The organism is Gammaproteobacteria bacterium (assembly GCA_019748175.1).
In the GTDB taxonomy this organism is placed as follows: domain Bacteria; phylum Pseudomonadota; class Gammaproteobacteria; order JAIEPX01; family JAIEPX01; genus JAIEPX01.
This window is the reverse complement of record JAIEPX010000020.1, coordinates 116,335-133,933: the sequence shown is the minus strand read 5'-3', so window position 1 is coordinate 133,933 and position 17,599 is coordinate 116,335. Positions and strand designations below refer to the sequence as shown.

Sequence of the window (17,599 nt, the reverse complement as noted above, 5' to 3'; positions counted from 1 at the left end):
TGATCGAATCGAATTAAAAGGTAATGTTCGTTATTTTGAACAAAAACAAGAACTCGCTGGTCAACGCGTTTTAATGAAGCCCGCACAACAAGAAACAACACTCTGGGATGGGGCCTATAGAATAAATCGTGATGCACACCCACGCCCATTAACAGCATGGGGTACCGCAAAACAAGCAAAAAATCTTCCTAACGAATTACAAATACAGCAAGCAACCTATAGCACTTGCCCGCTTTGCACAAAGCCATTATGGAAACTTCGAGCTAGTCAATTAGATCTTCAAAAAGATACGGGCGTTGGAGTTGCTAAGCATGTCAGCCTGAACATCAAAAATGTTCCCGTTCTTTACTTGCCCTACTTAAGTTTTCCCATCGATAAACGCCGTAAAAGCGGATTCCTACTTCCCACTCCTGGACACAATGAAAAAGACGGTTTTATTTTAGAAATGCCTTATTACTGTAATTTAGCACCTAATTACGATGCAACATTCACCCCAATATGGTACAGCAATCGAGGAATTCAACTAAACGGAAATATTCGTTATTTATTTCCTCACAGCGAAGGATTCATGCAGGCTAGTTTTTTACCCAACGACAATGTTTTTGCCGCTATGAAAAACGAAAAACTTAGCTCACCGGATGATGATGTTACAAAGCATTTCTTGCATACACTTGCAAATGATTCTAATAATCGATTAAAACTAGCCTTACAAAATACCTACGAATATTCTTCAAATATTGAGTCTTCAGTCATCATTAATTTTGTCACAGACGACTACTACCTACAAGATTTCGGACATAATCCCAGCGATAAAAATAGCGATCAATTATTGAATCAAGCAAATTTCACGTACTCCGATAATCACTGGGATTTTCTGAGCCGTCTACAATTACATCAAACACTTCACCCATTAGATTCTAGCGCAAAAGATCAGTATGCCCGCTTACCACAATTAAATTTGCACGGCGATTGGTTATTTGGGCAAAATTATCCTCACACTTGGTTAAATTCTGAATTTATTTATTTTGATCATCGTCGCGACTTCATGACTCACAATCAAGTTATCACTGGCCAACGATTGGATGTTGCTCCAGGCCTCGAATTACCCTTAAAAACAGCGTATGCCTATTTTACACCTCGCCTCGATCTAGAAGGCACTGCGTATTGGTTACATGATCAATCAGATGAGCTTCAACAAAATTCTAACAAAGATATTACTCGCTTATTACCTATTACAACCATTGATACAGGAATATTTTTTGAACGAACTCATACAATTGGGAATCAACAATTTACTCAAACACTAGAACCTCGCGCCTATTATCTTTATATTCCATACACTAACCAAAATAATATTCCACTTTTTGACACTGACTTACCGACATTTACTTATCAACAATTATTTATTCCAAATCGTTTTTCAGGTATTGATCGAATTAATGATGCTAATCAACTGACGTTTGCACTAACGTCACGTTTTCTCGACCAGGGCAATGGCGATGAACGGTTAAGCGCCACATTAGCAACTCAATGGTATTTTCAAGATCGCAAAGTATGTTTAACACCTGACTGCAGAAACGATCCTCTCTTTAATAATCACACCTCGCCACTCATTGGGGCAGTTAATTACCACTTCAATAATGCATGGTATGCTGTTGCAAATGTCGTTTGGGATCCGAGCGATCAACGAATGACAACCACGAATACTCATTTACATTATCAAAGCAAAGAAAATCGATTATTTTCACTCGGATACGATTACGTTCGAGATGGAGACAGAAAAACAGGTGCCCGCAGTCAAGATTTAAGTCGATTAGATATTGCGTTTGCCCTTCCTATTACAGAACGATGGCATGCACTCGCAAATTGGAACTACAATCTTAGTCACAGCCATCCGCAATTTATTCTTGCCGGACTTGAATATCAGAGCTGCTGTTTTGCTCTGCGAGCTATTGTAAGTCACACGATGATCGATCAAAGCTTAACAGAAAATACAATGTTCGATAATCGCTACTATATCCAAATAAATCTTAAAGGCCTTACAACAGTAGGCAGCAGCAACCCCAACAGCATTTTACGAGATCGCCTACCCGGTTTTAAAGACTGGTTTTAACATTGACAAAACACAGCCCAATCGATGAGAATCAACAGTTAACACCATATAGAGGTCCAATTATGAAAGCGCATTGGTTAATAACAATTTTGAGCATCGCCATCATGGCGAATGCAGGGGCGTACGCCAAACCAGAAAGCACTCAACCTCTCGATAGAGTCGTTGCGGTTGTCAACGATAGCGTCATTACCAACTCAGAACTCGCGTTAGCCTATAAGGCCGCTATAGAGCAACTAAAAATTAGCAACAAACCCATTCCAGCAGGATCTGCCCTACGCAAAGAAGTTCTTGATCGATTAATTTTAGAAGCGGTACAACTTCAAATTGCAAAACGCAACAACATGGAAGTAAGTAGTGAAGATGTCAACAAAGCTATTCAAGATATGGCTAATGAACATCATATTACGGTAGATCAGCTCAAAAAATCGGTTGAACATGACGGCATTGATTATCCAACTTTTCGAAAGAGAATTAACGATCAAATGATTGTTTCTCGATTACAACAATCTGCAATCGGCTCTAAAATCACTATTACAGACAACGAAGTTTCTGAATATCTTCGAAGCCAAAAAAATAAAAAGCCGGGCAGTAGCGAATATCATTTACTACATCTCCTAGTCCCACTTTCCGAATCTGCAACAAAACAACAAATACAAGCCGCTTCAGAAAGAGCAAAAAAAATAGTAGCTCAGCTTAAAGGGGGCGCTAATTTAGAAGAGATTGCAAGAAGTAATGCAACCGGACCTAATGCGTTGGGCGGAGGAGATTTAGGATGGCGGAAAGCTGCTGACTTACCAACACTCTTTGCAAAACAATTAAGCACTCTGAAAATTGATCAGATAGCAGGCCCCATTCAAGCACCCAATGGTTTCCACATTTTAAAACTCGTGGACGTGCACAACGATCCAACCAAAATGACAGAACAATCGGTGAAAAATCTAATTTATCATCAAAAATTCAACGAACAGCTTCAAGTGTGGTTGCAGCAATTGCGCGATTCTGCTTACGTGAAAATTTCACTTTAATTTACCGTGACACAACACCAGCCACGAAAGAGATTTGGTCAGCATTTTTTGCATGATACTCACATCATCACTAAAATTGTTGCTGCTATCGATCCACAACGCAATGATCATCTAGTGGAAATTGGTCCTGGTTTAGGAGCACTTACTCACGCATTACTACCTCTTGTTTCATCAATGGATGCTGTTGAAATTGATCGGGACATCATCCCCAAATTAAAAACCTCTTCAGAACAATACGGACACTTAGTGATTCACGAACAAGACGCCTTAACTTTTTCTTTAGCCTCTTTGGGTAAAGACCATCCTCTTCGTATTGTTGGAAATCTCCCTTATAATATTTCCACACCGTTAATTTTTCATTTACTTGAACAATTAAATTGCATCAAAGATATGCATTTTATGCTGCAAAAAGAAGTTGTCGATCGCCTATCTGCGCATCCGGGGACTAAAATCTATGGGCGCTTGTCTGTAATGGTTCAATATTTTTGCCAAGTGAAAAAATTATTCACTGTGGCTCCAGGAGCATTTACACCACCACCACAAGTTGATTCAGCAGTTGTGCGATTGATCCCCCACAAAGAATGCCCTCATATCGCCAAGAGTCTTCCGATGTTAAGAAAAATTGTAACCACCGCTTTTGGGCAGCGACGTAAAACGCTGCGAAAATCATTATCCACTTTAGTGTCACAAGATCAGTGGTCTATTATTAATATAGATTCTCAATTAAGACCGGAACAATTATCGGTTGCTGATTTTGTGGCAATCAGTAATATAGTCTCTGAAAATAACAATCATGATCAGTGATCTGGTGATTGAGTGTTTCACGGATAAGCACAAATACTGAGTGCTCATCCATCGTCTAAAATGAAGGTACAGAATGTCACATTATGCAATTGGAGACTTGCAAGGTTGCTACGCTGCACTCGAAGCATTGTTAGCCAAAATAAATTACGATTCTAGTGATGATATATTATGGTTCACCGGAGATCTCGTGAATCGGGGACCCGATTCTCTCAATACACTACGCCTTGTCAGTCGATTTCCTCGTGTAATTTGTGTACTCGGAAATCATGACTTGCATCTGCTCGCACTCGCTCTAGCCACACGAGTTTATCCAGTACAACATAATCTCGATGAAATTTTAAACGCGCCTGATCGTGATGAATTAATTCATTGGCTTCGCAATCGCCCTCTGCTGCATCATGATTCACAACTAAAATACACCATGACTCATGCAGGGATTCCCCCGCAATGGTCACTCAGTGAAGCACAAAAAAACGCAGAAGAAGTATGTCAAATTTTACAAAGCGATCAAGCAGGACTTTTATTAGAACACATGTACGGAAACGAACCTGACACTTGGTCACCTTCACTACAAGGCTGGGATAGATTGCGTTACATCATCAATGCTTTTACGAGAATGCGTTTTTGCGATCCTTCCGGCAAACTCATTCTTGATGTCAAAGGTCCCGCAGAAACACAAACTCCCCATTTAATTCCCTGGTTTCAACTTCCCAACAAACGTGATCCACAAGACCGTCTCATTTTCGGCCACTGGGCAGCATTGATGGGAAAAACTAACCAACCCAATCTCTTCGCTCTCGACACAGGCTGCGTCTGGGGCAATCAACTAACGGCTATGCGTTTAGAGGATCAGAAATTATTCTCAGTTGAATGTGCTAAATAATATGTAAAACCGAAATCACAGAGCATCCGAAATTTTAAAATCACACATCTCTTTTCTCAAAATGATAGTCACTCATATTTTAAAAAAATCGATATGTCGTTTTATAACGCACGCACTCTAGTTTTTTTCTAAAAATTTACAGTTAAATAGTTATTAATTTTAGATACGAAACTCAGCCCATATAATATTAAAAATTTACAAGTTAAAATACGTGTCAACAAAATGTTGACTTTTTTGTGGACACAATGATATACACAATTTGATATTAACATATCTTTATTAGAATCATTTACGACATACAATCAAGGAATGACAATGTACAGTGACTATGAATACGGAGATGATGGTTATTCAAATTACTATGGCCAAACTAGAAGCAATACTTATTATGGCAATAGTGATGGCGACGATTATGGATATAATGATTCTGACGAAGCCACCTCTATCGCAACGCGTGGAGACCTTATCACAAACCCCAAAAAAGTTGATACAGACCAAGATGATCATCACAACAGTGGATCATATATCTTCAACGGAATTGTACTCAAATGGAGCATAGACGATATTGTAAATAACAGGCTAAGATTACTTCGTAGTACCGAACAACTTCCCAGCAGCTATGAAGAATTTTCATCAACAGTTAAAGAAGAATATTATGAAGATTTCAAACCTTATATTTTAGAAGATGCAAGAGCCACTATAGCATCAGGATTTGAGACTTCCGTAACTAAATATAGATTCACACTGACTCGTGACGTAAAACATTCAAGGGATGTCGACAACCCTAGCAGAATGGACGTTGATCAAGACCTTTTGAAAGATGTCGAGGGAAAATCTCGCGTTGCGGTAATTTTGAGCCCCTCTACAAACAGGGGCGTGAAAATTTTGGGCTTGGCGAGTCAACAAGGCTTCGGCAATCAAAATAAAAAAACTACCATTAAATTCATAGCCGATGAAAATACTCGATATAGCTACAAAGAGGCTTTTGTCAAAGATGCTAAATGGACCGTATTTGTTTTAGGTTCAGTTCTATCCCATGAAAGAATGTATGAAGTATGCTGCATCAAGCCAGAAGTAACCTTTCTCCCTCAAATCATCCAGGGAAGAATCCCTCGAATACCTGAAATTATGACATTAAACCAAACCACCCTCAATGATTCTCAATTCAAAGCAATAGATGGTTTTACAAATGCTGCAAATGGAATATACCTGCTTCAAGGACCACCAGGGACTGGCAAAACAAGCACAATCGTTGAATTAATTCAGAGACTCGTCAAACAGAATAAAAGGGTTTTAATATGCGCTCCTTCTAATAAAGCTGTTCAAGTTATCGCAGAACGCTTCTATCAAAAATATCAAAATGAGAAGATCGCAATTATTTTAGCCGGTGTAGAGTCGAAACTACCTGATTCGCTGACTCCTATATTCCTTCATACATGGGTAAAACGATTACTAAAACTTGCACAAGACCTTAAAGTGTATGCCAAAAAACCTGAGGGTTATGTAAAACAAATTCGTAAAAAAGATGAAACTCAAATAGTCATTTCTTTCGATCAAGAATCTCGTCAATTTTCAAACACAAAAAAAGAATTATTGCGCTTACTCGAAATCTATAAAATCACTCAATTCTCATGGCAATTAAATGCAGCATTACAGGCATCTGAAACCTATTTTCAATACCTTGAGCGAGAAAACACTAGCTTCTGGGAATCGCTTGGCACAATGACAAATGAAGAGGCCAATGTAGACTACAAATATCAGAATTATCTTCAATATCATGCAAATGCACAACAATCCTGGACTAATCTTATCGCTGCTATTACCAGCGAAAAAGACCTTGAGGAAAAATTGCTGGGGAATGCCGAGGTTCTATTCTCCACATTATCTGTCATAGGTCGAAAACAAATGCGCCAGACTAAAAAGATAGATATATTAATTGTTGACGAGGCAGGACAAAGTATCGAAGCAGAGACATTAATACCGTTAGTTCTACAACCAAGCAAATGCCTCTTAGTAGGTGACACAAAACAATTGCCTGCCACAGTAATTTCTCAACTAGCTGAAGAAAAAGAATACGGGCGTTCGATGATGTATAGGCTACTCGAAGACTGCAAACAACCTTTTCATATGTTAGATACCCAATACCGGATGCATTCTGCGATAAGGCACTGGCCATCTTTACAGTTTTACCAGAATCAAATTATGGATGGCCCGAATATCAGAACTCGCCAATCCCCTTTTCCAACTTTAACCTCACAGAGTCATCAGCCCTATGCATTTATACAAACAATCGGCCAAGAGAGTCTTGATGGGACTAGTTTCTGTAATCAGGCTGAAGCAAACTTAATTACAAAATTCATTGCCTATTTAAGCACTCATCATAAAGTCAATCCCAAAACACAAATTGGCGTTATCAGCTTTTATTCTGGGCAAGTCAGACTGCTTCAGCAACGATTAGCCAAACAATATAGTGTAAAGGTAAATACGGTAGATGGCTTTCAAGGCGATGAAAACGAAATTATTATTATTTCGTTTGTGCGTTCAAACCCGAAAAATAGCGTAGGATTTCTTCGTGATTTCAGAAGATTGAATGTAGCAATCACACGAGGAAAACATGCTGTAATCATGTTCGGGGATGTCAAAACTTTACAAGCAGATCGGAATTTAAGAAGCTTATTACAACACCTAGAAAGACAACATTTAATTTTTTCACAAGCTGAATTTGAAGAATCTTTACAACCTGAGCAAAAAAAAGAAAAGCCTGCTAAACAACTTACTGATAAGTCCGATGATAAAAAACCAACTTCAAGTCAATCTCAACCACCAAATTACAAAACGATACTGTGTAAAAATTTCAAAGCAGGCGGTTGTAAAAAAGGCGATAAATGCACCTATGCTCATGGTGAAAACGAGCTTATAAAACTTAAGAAATCTGATAAGACCCAAAAAACAAACCCTGAAAAACCTCAAGCTTCCGCGACAGCTGATGCTCCTAAAAAAGCAGTCAAAGCTGATAAAAAGCCATCTAAAGAAGCAGAAAAGCAATCGATGCAACCTGATAAATTCAAAACAGCACCCTGCAAAAACTTTAAAGTGGGAAAATGTACTTTCGGCGATAAATGTAATTTTGCACATGGAAAAGACCAACTTGTTAAACCTCAAAAATCAAAAACAGATTCAACGGTCAAATCTACTGACGATAAAACAGAAGATAGAAATGACAAAGCTAGCTCAACAACTCAACCAGTTAGGACTTCTAAGGCGTATACCCCAGCAACCGTAATTACAGCACAAAATACTCCAAATACTAAGACTGCCACTGCAGAGAAAGCTCAAGATATAGCCCCAGCAATTGTAACTACCCTCACTAAACAATCTGAAAAAAAGCCACCGGCTAAACCAGCCCCAGACCCATATTCATTACTTAAAAAATATAGCACTATAGACGAAATTGTATCAACTGTTCCTCCTACAGTTGCAACCACTTCAGCCAAACAATCTGAAAAACAGCCTGCGACTAAACCCGCCCTAGATCCATATTCACGACTTCAAAAATATAACACCCTAGATGAAGTTGTATTAGCTGTTCCTCCTACATCCGTAACCACTACAAGCAAACAATATGACAAAACACCTGATGCAAAACCAGCTCCAGATCCATACTCACTACTTCAAAAATATGGGACCAAAAGTTCTGGAAGCACCACATCTAAACCACCAGAAAAATCCTCAGCCTATAAAATCACTTCATCAGAAATACCAGCAGCTTCGACTCCTCCACGACCAGCTTTACCTCCAGTGGTTTCTGCAGATAGGCCTTTTGCGCAAAAAAAATCCACCATGGTTTGTCGCTTCTTTGCAAACGGAAAGTGCCCCAGTGGAGAAAAATGCGAGATGCGACATGGCGAAACGGCAAGTCAATTATTTAAATAAAAATCCATTACTTAATGCAGATAGACACAGGCTGCGTTTGGGGTCATCAGCTAACAGCAATGAACTTAGAAGAGCAGTTGAATGCGCTTGAATGCATCATATTATTGCATTATTATCAGCTTAGATTAATTTAATTCGGAGATTTCACTCATGTCTTTATTTAGATCCCTCGTTCTAACATTACTTTTCCTTTGCTTTTCTTTTGCCAACATACAACCCGTATTAGCAAAACAACAATGGCTTGAACTTCCACCCACACCCACACTTCCTTCAACAAAAGTCAGCGGCTATGCTCCCATTCGTGGCGCACAAATTTGGTACGGTGTATATGGTCATGGTGAACCTGTCATCTTTTTACATGGTGGATTAGGTAATTCTAATTATTGGGGAAATCAAGTTCGAACACTTTCTAAAAATTATCAAGTGATCGTGATGGACAGTCGCGGCCATGGACGCAGCACAAATAATAATATTCCATACAGCTACGACACTATGACGGAAGACGTTATTGCATTAATGGATTTCCTTAAAATTAAAAAAGCCGCTATTGTAGGATGGAGCGATGGCGGAATCATTGGAATTAATATTGCCATCCATCATCCTGATCGTATCACCAAACTTTTTGCATTCGGCGCAAATTCAAATCCTAACGGAACGAAAGATCCTACAACTACCGAAGTCTTTAACACTTACGCCACCATTCGCGCAAAACAAGAATATCAAAAACTCTCTAAAACACCGAATGATTACGAAAAATTTCTCGATCAAATTAAAAAGATGTGGGAAACTCAGCCTGATTTTACAAAGGCCCAGCTGAATTCCATTAAAGTGCCTACTTGGATTGTTGATGGCGATCGTGACGAAGGCATAAAACGTGAAAATACAGAATTCATGGCGGACTCAATCCCAAATTCTGGATTACTCATTCAACCTCAAGTCAGCCATTTTTCTTTCATCCAAGATCCAGAACAATTTAACCACGATGTCTTGCATTTTTTACAACAAAAATCTTGATCAAAAAGTTAAAGCGATGCCTTTATAAATTATAAGGGCATCGCTTAGAGCCGCCCTGTTACAATCACCGTTGAAACTTTGAACTCTACTGACTGCGATGAAAATTATTTGAAGACATACCAGTTCTATCAATCTTTGCGTTTGTCACCTCTATTCAAGGTAAATCCAGATGCTTATTAAACGCTGCCAAAGGGTCAAGTCTGAAATTTGGTCGTAATTTATCTGGCCTCACCAAAAAATAATTTACAAATACATTTTAAAGTCAATGGGCATATAACCAGACTTTCTGTAAGTAATTCTTGTATTGTGCGGCAAGCCTGTTACAATAAAGACTATATTTACAGAAACAAAGTGAGACATTTAATGCAAAAAAGTACACATATCAGATTTGCTGATCATGTTGAAGGTCGATCAGATGATCACACAGAAGGTAGTCACAGCAAGAGCGAGGCCCAAACATTAGCCCTTGCTCAAGAAAACTCATCTATCGTCAACAATATCGAAACAGGCCTCGTAATGGAGCTTGACCCACAAATTGAAGCACTTCCAATAAAACGCCTGTTTTCAGATAGGTTAATTGGTGCAATCAAATTACACGCTTCAACGATACCATTTTTTAAAACACCACAGGCTGGGCCAATAAGCCGCACACTCGAAAATGCTCACTCTACTTCGCCGCCCCTACTTGAGGGCTTAAAAAGGTTTCAAAAAGAATAGCGCCGCTTGAGCAGACCATAGAAGCTTGTTCATAACAGCAATCTGAGCCACAAAGAAACGACAAAGGTCAATTCTTCGTGGTTATTTTATCAATGATATTCCTTTTAACCTCAGGCCAAATGCGAGATACTTAAGGATTTAGGATGAGTTAAAACATGAGCATAGCAGCGGTTTATTTAGAGACAAAGAAGAGCAAGCCAATTGTGCAGGGGCATCCATGGGTGTTTCCCAAGGCGATTGCCTACAATAAGGGCGCACTGAAGACAGGCGAACTGGTTAGCGTACATGCCGAGGACAAGAGCCTGATTGGCTGGGGTGTTTATAATGAACATTCGCTCTACAGGGTGCGGGTCTTAGCGTATGCGGATGAGAGTTTTTCTGATCCTAGCCTCCCTGACATTATTAAGGTTCGTTTTCAGAATGCCAAAAAATTACGAGAGCTAATCGGATTACCTGATTCTGAAACAACCGCTTATCGTTTATGCAATAGTGAAGGCGATGGTTTATCGGGTGTGACGGTTGATGTTTTTGGGGATGTGGCTGTTGTTTCAAGCTCAGCTTACTGGGTCGAAGCACACCGTAAGCTTATTGAATCATCTTTACAAGATTTGTTGTCACCACGCGAAATTATTTGGATTAGCCGATCAAAACCACTCCAACAAGACGGATGGAAAGATTCTTCGGACTCCACGAGCTCAACGATTACAGAAGTTAAAGAAACCGGCCTTATTTATCAAATCGATTTTTCTCAAACTCAAAAAACAGGTTTATATTTAGATCAACGCGAAAATCATCAACGCATAGCCGCACTGGCTCGTGATAAACGAGTACTTGATTTATATTGTTTTACGGGCGGGTTTTCTCTTCATGCTGCAAAAGCAGGCGCAAAAGAAGTTTTAGGAATTGATAGTTCCGCGGGCGCTGTAAAACAAGCAACGAAAAATGCTGAACTAAATTCACTCAACAATGTGAAATTTATTGAAGCGGATGTACGCGAAAGTCTTGCGCTCGCTGAAAATTATGACATCGTCATTTTAGATCCACCCAAATTAGCGCCTTCAAGAAAGCATTTGGATCGTGCAGTGCAACATTATCGTTTTATACATAAAGAGATTTTTAAATTTCTTAAACCAGGCAGTATATTGATGACCTGTAATTGTTCTTCTGCGCTATCGTTGGATCATTTTATTCATATCATTGGTGAGTCTGCTGCTGCAAGCCATAAGCATATACGTATCTTAGGCACTTTTGGTGCCGCCGCAGATCATCCTATGCTCTCAGCTTTCAACGAAGGAAATTATTTGCAAGCAGTACTTCTCACAATAGATCATTAAAACGAATTTGGATTTTAATTTACCATCAGTAAAATTGCCTATTCTAAAATTATAAAAGCTGGAATAAAGTCATCACTCAACTTAAATTAGGGACGATGTATTATTATATAAAAGATTGTAGCGTGAGTAGAAATTTAGGCCCAGGGCCACCTCATCGTCTATAACCTGCGTTTCAATGTTGCGGACGCAGTCTTGAGCGAGAGTGCGATGCCAACATTGTGACAACGCCTGCTTTAGAACAGATGATGAATAACCCCGAGCAATAGAAATTTAACCGTTATCGTGGGATCCTGAAATACGTAGAAAATACGCAACGGGTTCAGCATCAGCTGAAAATAAATGCTACAAATATATGAAAATATGACTTATCTGACTATCTAACTATGCAAACTGTAACTAGGACTCTCCTTTAACTCTATGATCGTGCCACAATTCCACCAATTGATTTTTTGTATTCAGCCCAAATTTATCTTTAACATTACGCAAGTGTTGCTCAACTGTTCGATGAGATATGCCCAATCTTTTAGCTGCATTTTTCATAGTATACCCCTTAGCCAATAAACTAAGACATTCACTTTCTCTATTTGTCAAAGAATCTAAAATGTGCGTCATGCTAGATGTATTAGGCAATAAGAAGTCAAACTCACTTTCTATTTCCGCGCTTTCTAACAAGCCATTATCTATATCAATTGAATCTAGATAGCTTGGCACTAATATTTTTTTCGATTCTTTTTCATCTTCCATTAACTCATAAGCTGAATTCTCAAAATAGGTTATAAAGTCTTGCAAATACGTGTAAGAATTCAAATAAAAATTAAAAACCGAAGTATCTGATTTATCTACTGCAAAAATGCAGTACCTAAAGTAGGTTGGAAATCGATCAATGTATATTAACGCATGATAACTTCGTCGATCGGCAGCGTGAGATATAATTTCCTTATATTTTTCTCGATTTGTCGCGCTCATACTTTCAGGGAAAGGCACATGGTGGGAAAGAATGAGAGACTTCATACCTAATCTAGAGGCCATGTTAAGATCGTATAAAGAAGGCGTTAATTTTTTTTCTAGGAGTATCAATGTAAGGCCTGGATCGCTTACATAGGCACTCGTAAGACCATTATCATAAAAAACATAATAACCAAAATATTTGATCGGCGTTTTTTTATAAAGTTCGTGGCATGCTTTATTGACTGTTTCTGAAGTACCACCCAGTATCTTTTGAATGCGTTCTTCAGCAACATGTATTCCACTAGATATCATACCCAACCACCCCCCTGATCATGCCACAATTCCACCAACTGATTTTTAGTGCATAATCCATATTTGTCTTTAATATTACGCAAATGTTGCTCTACGGTCCTATGAGATATATTAAGCTTAATAGCAACACTTTTCATGGTATACCCTTGAGCAATCAATGCTAAACATTGTTCTTCTCTAAGTGTTAATTGTGATGTTGTTTTTATATCACTCTTACTTTGAGTTTCAAATACATTTTCAATGTGATTATATTCCTTATAGCACTCCAAATTATCTGACACGGGTAGCGGTGAATTATAAGTCGGGAGCATGATCAATCCATCATTATTTCCATCATAGATCAATTCGCTAGCAAAATTCTCAAAATACAGGATAAATTTTTCTAAAAAAATTGCAGAATTAATATAAAAATTTAAGATCGGCTTGCTCGATTTTTCTGAGCCAAAACCACAAACTTTATAATAATCAGATTCTCTACTTATGAAAAACAAAATATGAAATAATCGACTGTCAGCAGCTACTGCTACAACTTTTTCATATTTTTCAGCCGCAACTTCAGAGCCTAGCGGTAAAGGCATATGATGTGAAAAATAAGCCATTTTCAATCCGAAAGAGGAGTATAAATCAAGCTCTGCGCGAGTAGGATGAAGCTCGTCCACTGCCCAGTTTATTAATACATTTGAAGTCGAGCTCAAAAAAAGAGCATCTGCATTATCATAAAAACGCTCGTACACAAAAAAATTCACGGGAGTTTTTTTAAATAATGGGTAGCATATTCTGTTAACGTCATCGCAATGAGTATTTGTAAACTGAGTTAATATTGTGGTATCCATTATTTCACCTTAATACCAAGTATTTCAGGTGATAGGTATTCAATAATTCAACCCAATGGCCTTTGAAAGCTTTTACAGGTGTGCTTTTAAACGAGGGACGACTTGTTTTAGATAGATCATCATAACCAGCATTTAATTTGCTGCTAATGACTTCTTTTGATGTCGCATTTAATGCCAACATATTTTCCCCGCAATATTAACCAGAACCTAAGGTTAAACCACTGCGAGCGAGATAAATTATGATAATATAATGAAAATGCAAATATATAAGATGTTTTTTACATCGCACTCTCAACATAGCCCGCTCAAGACATGATCTCATTTTTATCGATGATTGCAATAGTAGCAATGCGTAATTACTACGTAGAGTTGCTTATCAGTAGTAATAACCTGGCTTAGTTAAACAAACTGAGCCAGGCGATGTATGCGGGTAAAGGGGGAAGGAGAGAGAGAGAGAGAGAGAGAGAGAGGGGCTGACTATCGCCCCCCTTATTCAGATTAGATCCAATAAACAAAGATAAACAAAAATAACCACACAACGTCTACAAAGTGCCAATACCATGCCACCGCTTCAAATGCGAAATGATGCGCAGGTGTAAAATGGCCTTTTAGGATGCGGCCCAATATCACGATAAGCATCGTAGTACCTAAGGTCACGTGCAAACCATGAAACCCGGTTAGCATGAAAAAGGTATTACCATAGGCACCAGCATCTAATCGTAACGCTTTTTCAGTGTAGGCTTCCCCATACTCCATCACTTGCAGACATAAAAATAAAATACCCAATAAAATTGTAGCAAGTTGGGCAACAGCAAGTTGTGTTCTTTTCTTCTTCAATAGCCCCCAATGAGCAATTGTAATGGTCACCCCACTACTGAGTAAGATAAGAGTATTAAGTGCAGGAATCCCCCAGGTGTCCATGACAGCATGAGGCCCAGCAAATACATTAGGATTAGGTGTAGCTAATAATGGCCACTTCGCCACAAAATTTGGCCACAATAATACATGTGTAAGATCTCCAACTCCTTCACCACCCAGCCAGGGCACTGAATAAACTCGTATATAGAATAATGCACCAAAAAATGTCCCGAAAAACATCACCTCTGAAAAAATAAACCAGATCATCCCCCATCGATAGGATCGCTCAACTTGTTCGTTACTTAACAACCCCGCTTCATTTTCACGAATCACTGCGCCAAACCAACCAAAGAGCATGTAAATTATGACCATGATTCCAACACCAAATAATACGGCGCCAAAATGATTGCCGTGAAGCCAATTAGCCAACCCAAAGAGCAAACAAAAAATTCCGGCAGAACCGACAAATGGCCATTTAGATGGCGCTGGTAAGTAATAGGTACCTTTGTTGTGTGTAGCCATTATCTATCCTCTTTAAAAAAATTGTTCACTGTTGAACCGAAATCATAAATGCCCTTGCTTAGCATCAATTACTGTACTATGTGAGCTCGTCACATCAAACAACGTATAAGCCAAGGTAATAGTATGAATATTTTTTGGCACACTTTTATCGATGTGAAATAATAATGGCCAATCCATCTCTTCCTGCCCATTCATTTTTTGCTGCGTAAAACAAAAACACTCGGTTTTTTTCAAGTATTTCGCAGCAGCACTAGGCGTTACACTCGGTATCGCCTGAACAGTCATTGCATGATCTGTATTATTTTTTGCAAAATAGGTGACTGCTTTATTTTCACCTGGATGCATTTTTATCGTTCGCAATCGAGGTCTAAATTCCCACGGAATGTAAGCATTCGTTGTCGCCAAAAACTGAACCGTAATAATGCGACTCTCATCAATACCGGTATCATCTAAAACAACCTGCCCACCGGTTTTTCCATTGATACCCAGTTGCTTACACAATACATTATACAAAGGCACCATCGCATATCCAAACCCAAACATCAGCACCACAAAGCTCGATAAAATTAAGACTAAACGTCGCTGCTTTTTTTCTTTATGAATGTGATGATCATTTTTCATGGTGATCCATCGTGTCCGACACTTCGTGACTACTCGCCCCTTCTACGAACACTGGAGGCGTTACAAATGAGTGATAGGGTGGCGGCGATGACAAAGTCCATTCAAATCCGTGTGCGCCTTCCCAAACTCTCTTAGTAGCCTTTTTACCCTTGCCTCGTACAGTTCGTATAACATTGTATAAGAAAATTAAATGTGAGAATCCAAAAATAAATGCGCCTACGGTTGCGATTTGATTAAAATCGGTAAACTGCAATGCATAATCTGGGATTCGTCGAGGCATACCTGCTAATCCAAGAAAATGCATCGGGAAAAAAGTAATATTTAAAGAAATGGTTGATAGCCAAAAGTGAAGCTTTCCAAGTGTTTCATTATACATATGCCCCGTCCACTTCGGAAGCCAATAATAAACCGCTGCGATTGCAGAAAAAATTGCCCCAGGAACTAATACATAATGGAAATGAGCGACCACGAAATAGGTATCTTGATATTGATAATCAGCAGGAACAATGGCCAACATCAATCCAGAAAAACCACCCAAGGTGAACATAAACAAAAAGGCGATTGCAAATAACATCGGCGTTTCAAAGGTAAGTGATCCTTTAAATATTGTTGCAACCCAGTTAAATATTTTAATTCCTGTAGGCACTGCAATTAGCATTGTTGAATACATAAAAAATAAAGCCGCCTGAACTGGCACACCGGCAGTGAACATGTGATGCACCCAGACAACATAGGATAAAATTGCGATAGCTGCTGTCGCATATACCATGAAATGATAACCAAATAATTTTTTGCGACTAAAAGTCGGCAATATTTCTGATATCACACCAAACGCAGGAAGAATAAGAACATAAACTTCGGGATGACCAAAAAACCAAAACAAATGCTGGAATAAAACTGGATCGCCACCACCTGCTGCATCAAAAAAGCTTGTACCGAAATGACGATCGGTGAGCATCATTGTAACTGTTCCCGCAAGCACAGGCATAATCGCTAATAATAAAAATGCAGTAATCAGCCACGTCCAAACAAACATGGGCATTTGCATTAATTTCATACCCGGCGCACGCATATTTAAAATTGTTGCGATAATATTTATCGAACCCAAAATCGAAGACATACCCATAATATGAATGGCAAAAATCATGAAGTCAGTACTGGGCGGTCCATATTTTGTTGATAAAGGCGCGTAAAATGTCCATCCAAAATTGGGCGCAGAGCCCGACATAAAAAATGTACTCAGTAAGATGGTGAACGCAAAAGGTAATAACCAAAAACTCCAGTTATTGAGTCGTGGTAACGCCATATCGGGCGCGCCTAGCATCATCGGTAGCTGCCAGTTAGCCAATCCAACAAATACCGGCATTACTACACCAAACACCATAATTAATCCGTGCATGGTTGTCATAGTGTTAAAAAAATCAGGCGATAGTAATCGATGCCCAGGCATAAATAATTCTGAACGAATCAATAAGGCCATCGTTCCCGCTAACAAAAAATTGACCATACTTATAGTAAGATAAAGCGTACCAATATCTTTATGATTGGTTGTAAAAAGCCAGCGTTTGAGGAAACCTACAAAACCAGGCTCTTGATGCGCTCCGTGATCATGATCACTATCATGGCCCTTGGCTGCTGAAGTTGCTGTCATACTTTTTTCCTCGCCTATAATTGCGGAGATA

14 protein-coding genes are annotated in these 17,599 nt (G+C 38.9%); 8 read left to right on the top strand and 6 right to left on the bottom strand.

Features of this window, described 5'->3' with window-relative positions; genetic code table 11:
* The 8 genes from lptD to K2X50_09075 all read left to right on the top strand — a co-directional run.
* A partial coding sequence (lptD, locus tag K2X50_09110; protein MBX9587404.1) for an LPS assembly protein LptD occupies window positions 1-2,113 on the top strand: 2,113 nt, incomplete at its 5' end.
* Window positions 2,114-2,175: 62 nt separating this feature from the next.
* A complete protein-coding gene (locus tag K2X50_09105; GenBank protein ID MBX9587403.1) occupies window positions 2,176-3,138 on the top strand; it encodes a peptidylprolyl isomerase in 963 nt (320 codons plus the stop codon).
* Between the two features lie 6 nt (window positions 3,139-3,144).
* A complete protein-coding gene (gene rsmA, locus K2X50_09100) occupies window positions 3,145-3,942 on the top strand; it encodes a 16S rRNA (adenine(1518)-N(6)/adenine(1519)-N(6))-dimethyltransferase RsmA (GenBank protein ID MBX9587402.1) in 798 nt (265 codons plus the stop codon).
* Window positions 3,943-4,015: 73 nt separating this feature from the next.
* Window positions 4,016-4,825 (top strand): symmetrical bis(5'-nucleosyl)-tetraphosphatase, encoded by an 810-nt coding sequence (locus tag K2X50_09095; protein ID MBX9587401.1) that lies wholly within the window; start codon window positions 4,016-4,018, stop codon window positions 4,823-4,825.
* A gap of 315 nt (window positions 4,826-5,140) precedes the next feature.
* Window positions 5,141-8,758: an AAA family ATPase gene (locus K2X50_09090; GenBank protein ID MBX9587400.1), complete on the top strand. Its 3,618-nt coding sequence runs from the start codon at window positions 5,141-5,143 to the stop codon at window positions 8,756-8,758.
* 150 nt (window positions 8,759-8,908) lie between these two features.
* Window positions 8,909-9,772 (top strand): alpha/beta hydrolase, encoded by an 864-nt coding sequence (locus K2X50_09085; protein ID MBX9587399.1) that lies wholly within the window; start codon window positions 8,909-8,911, stop codon window positions 9,770-9,772.
* 363 nt (window positions 9,773-10,135) lie between these two features.
* Window positions 10,136-10,489, top strand: a complete 354-nt coding sequence (locus K2X50_09080; protein ID MBX9587398.1) for a hypothetical protein — start codon at window positions 10,136-10,138, stop codon at window positions 10,487-10,489.
* 155 nt (window positions 10,490-10,644) lie between these two features.
* Complete coding sequence (locus tag K2X50_09075; GenBank protein ID MBX9587397.1) at window positions 10,645-11,823, top strand: class I SAM-dependent rRNA methyltransferase; 1,179 nt, start codon at window positions 10,645-10,647, stop codon at window positions 11,821-11,823.
* A 396-nt stretch (window positions 11,824-12,219) separates the two neighbouring features.
* Here the strand turns inward: K2X50_09075 and K2X50_09070 are convergent, their stop codons facing one another.
* The 6 genes from K2X50_09070 to ctaD all read right to left on the bottom strand — a co-directional run bounded on the left by K2X50_09070 (window position 12,220) and on the right by ctaD (window position 17,568).
* Complete coding sequence (locus K2X50_09070) at window positions 12,220-13,083, bottom strand: LuxR C-terminal-related transcriptional regulator (GenBank protein MBX9587396.1); 864 nt, start codon at window positions 13,081-13,083, stop codon at window positions 12,220-12,222.
* Entirely contained in the window at window positions 13,080-13,916 is an 837-nt protein-coding gene (locus K2X50_09065) for a helix-turn-helix transcriptional regulator (GenBank protein ID MBX9587395.1), read from the bottom strand. The genes K2X50_09070 and K2X50_09065 overlap by 4 nt, the downstream gene beginning before the upstream one ends.
* A gap of 4 nt (window positions 13,917-13,920) precedes the next feature.
* Window positions 13,921-14,097 carry a hypothetical protein gene (locus K2X50_09060; GenBank protein ID MBX9587394.1) on the bottom strand — a complete coding sequence of 59 codons (177 nt, stop codon included), beginning with the start codon at window positions 14,095-14,097 and terminating at the stop codon, window positions 13,921-13,923.
* Window positions 14,098-14,414: 317 nt separating this feature from the next.
* Window positions 14,415-15,296 carry a cytochrome c oxidase subunit 3 gene (locus tag K2X50_09055; GenBank protein ID MBX9587393.1) on the bottom strand — a complete coding sequence of 294 codons (882 nt, stop codon included), beginning with the start codon at window positions 15,294-15,296 and terminating at the stop codon, window positions 14,415-14,417.
* A 42-nt stretch (window positions 15,297-15,338) separates the two neighbouring features.
* Window positions 15,339-15,899 carry a cytochrome c oxidase assembly protein gene (locus K2X50_09050; GenBank protein MBX9587392.1) on the bottom strand — a complete coding sequence of 187 codons (561 nt, stop codon included), beginning with the start codon at window positions 15,897-15,899 and terminating at the stop codon, window positions 15,339-15,341.
* A gap of 7 nt (window positions 15,900-15,906) precedes the next feature.
* On the bottom strand, window positions 15,907-17,568 hold the full coding sequence (gene ctaD, locus K2X50_09045; GenBank protein ID MBX9587391.1) for a cytochrome c oxidase subunit I: 1,662 nt from the start codon (window positions 17,566-17,568) through the stop codon (window positions 15,907-15,909).
* Window positions 17,569-17,599 lie beyond the last annotated feature (31 nt).

Bases quoted from the DNA above. Each gene is read 5' to 3' on its own strand.
- ctaD (MBX9587391.1), bottom strand. From the start codon at position 17,568: ATGACAGCAACTTCAGCAGCCAAGGGCCATGATAGTGATCATGATCAC.
- K2X50_09075 (MBX9587397.1), top strand. From the start codon at position 10,645: ATGAGCATAGCAGCGGTTTATTTAGAGACAAAGAAGAGCAAGCCAATT.
- K2X50_09060 (MBX9587394.1), bottom strand. From the start codon at position 14,097: ATGTTGGCATTAAATGCGACATCAAAAGAAGTCATTAGCAGCAAATTA.
- K2X50_09090 (MBX9587400.1), top strand. From the start codon at position 5,141: ATGTACAGTGACTATGAATACGGAGATGATGGTTATTCAAATTACTAT.
- K2X50_09080 (MBX9587398.1), top strand. From the start codon at position 10,136: ATGCAAAAAAGTACACATATCAGATTTGCTGATCATGTTGAAGGTCGA.
- K2X50_09095 (MBX9587401.1), top strand. From the start codon at position 4,016: ATGTCACATTATGCAATTGGAGACTTGCAAGGTTGCTACGCTGCACTC.
- K2X50_09085 (MBX9587399.1), top strand. From the start codon at position 8,909: ATGTCTTTATTTAGATCCCTCGTTCTAACATTACTTTTCCTTTGCTTT.
- K2X50_09070 (MBX9587396.1), bottom strand. From the start codon at position 13,083: ATGATATCTAGTGGAATACATGTTGCTGAAGAACGCATTCAAAAGATA.
- K2X50_09065 (MBX9587395.1), bottom strand. From the start codon at position 13,916: ATGGATACCACAATATTAACTCAGTTTACAAATACTCATTGCGATGAC.
- K2X50_09105 (MBX9587403.1), top strand. From the start codon at position 2,176: ATGAAAGCGCATTGGTTAATAACAATTTTGAGCATCGCCATCATGGCG.
- K2X50_09055 (MBX9587393.1), bottom strand. From the start codon at position 15,296: ATGGCTACACACAACAAAGGTACCTATTACTTACCAGCGCCATCTAAA.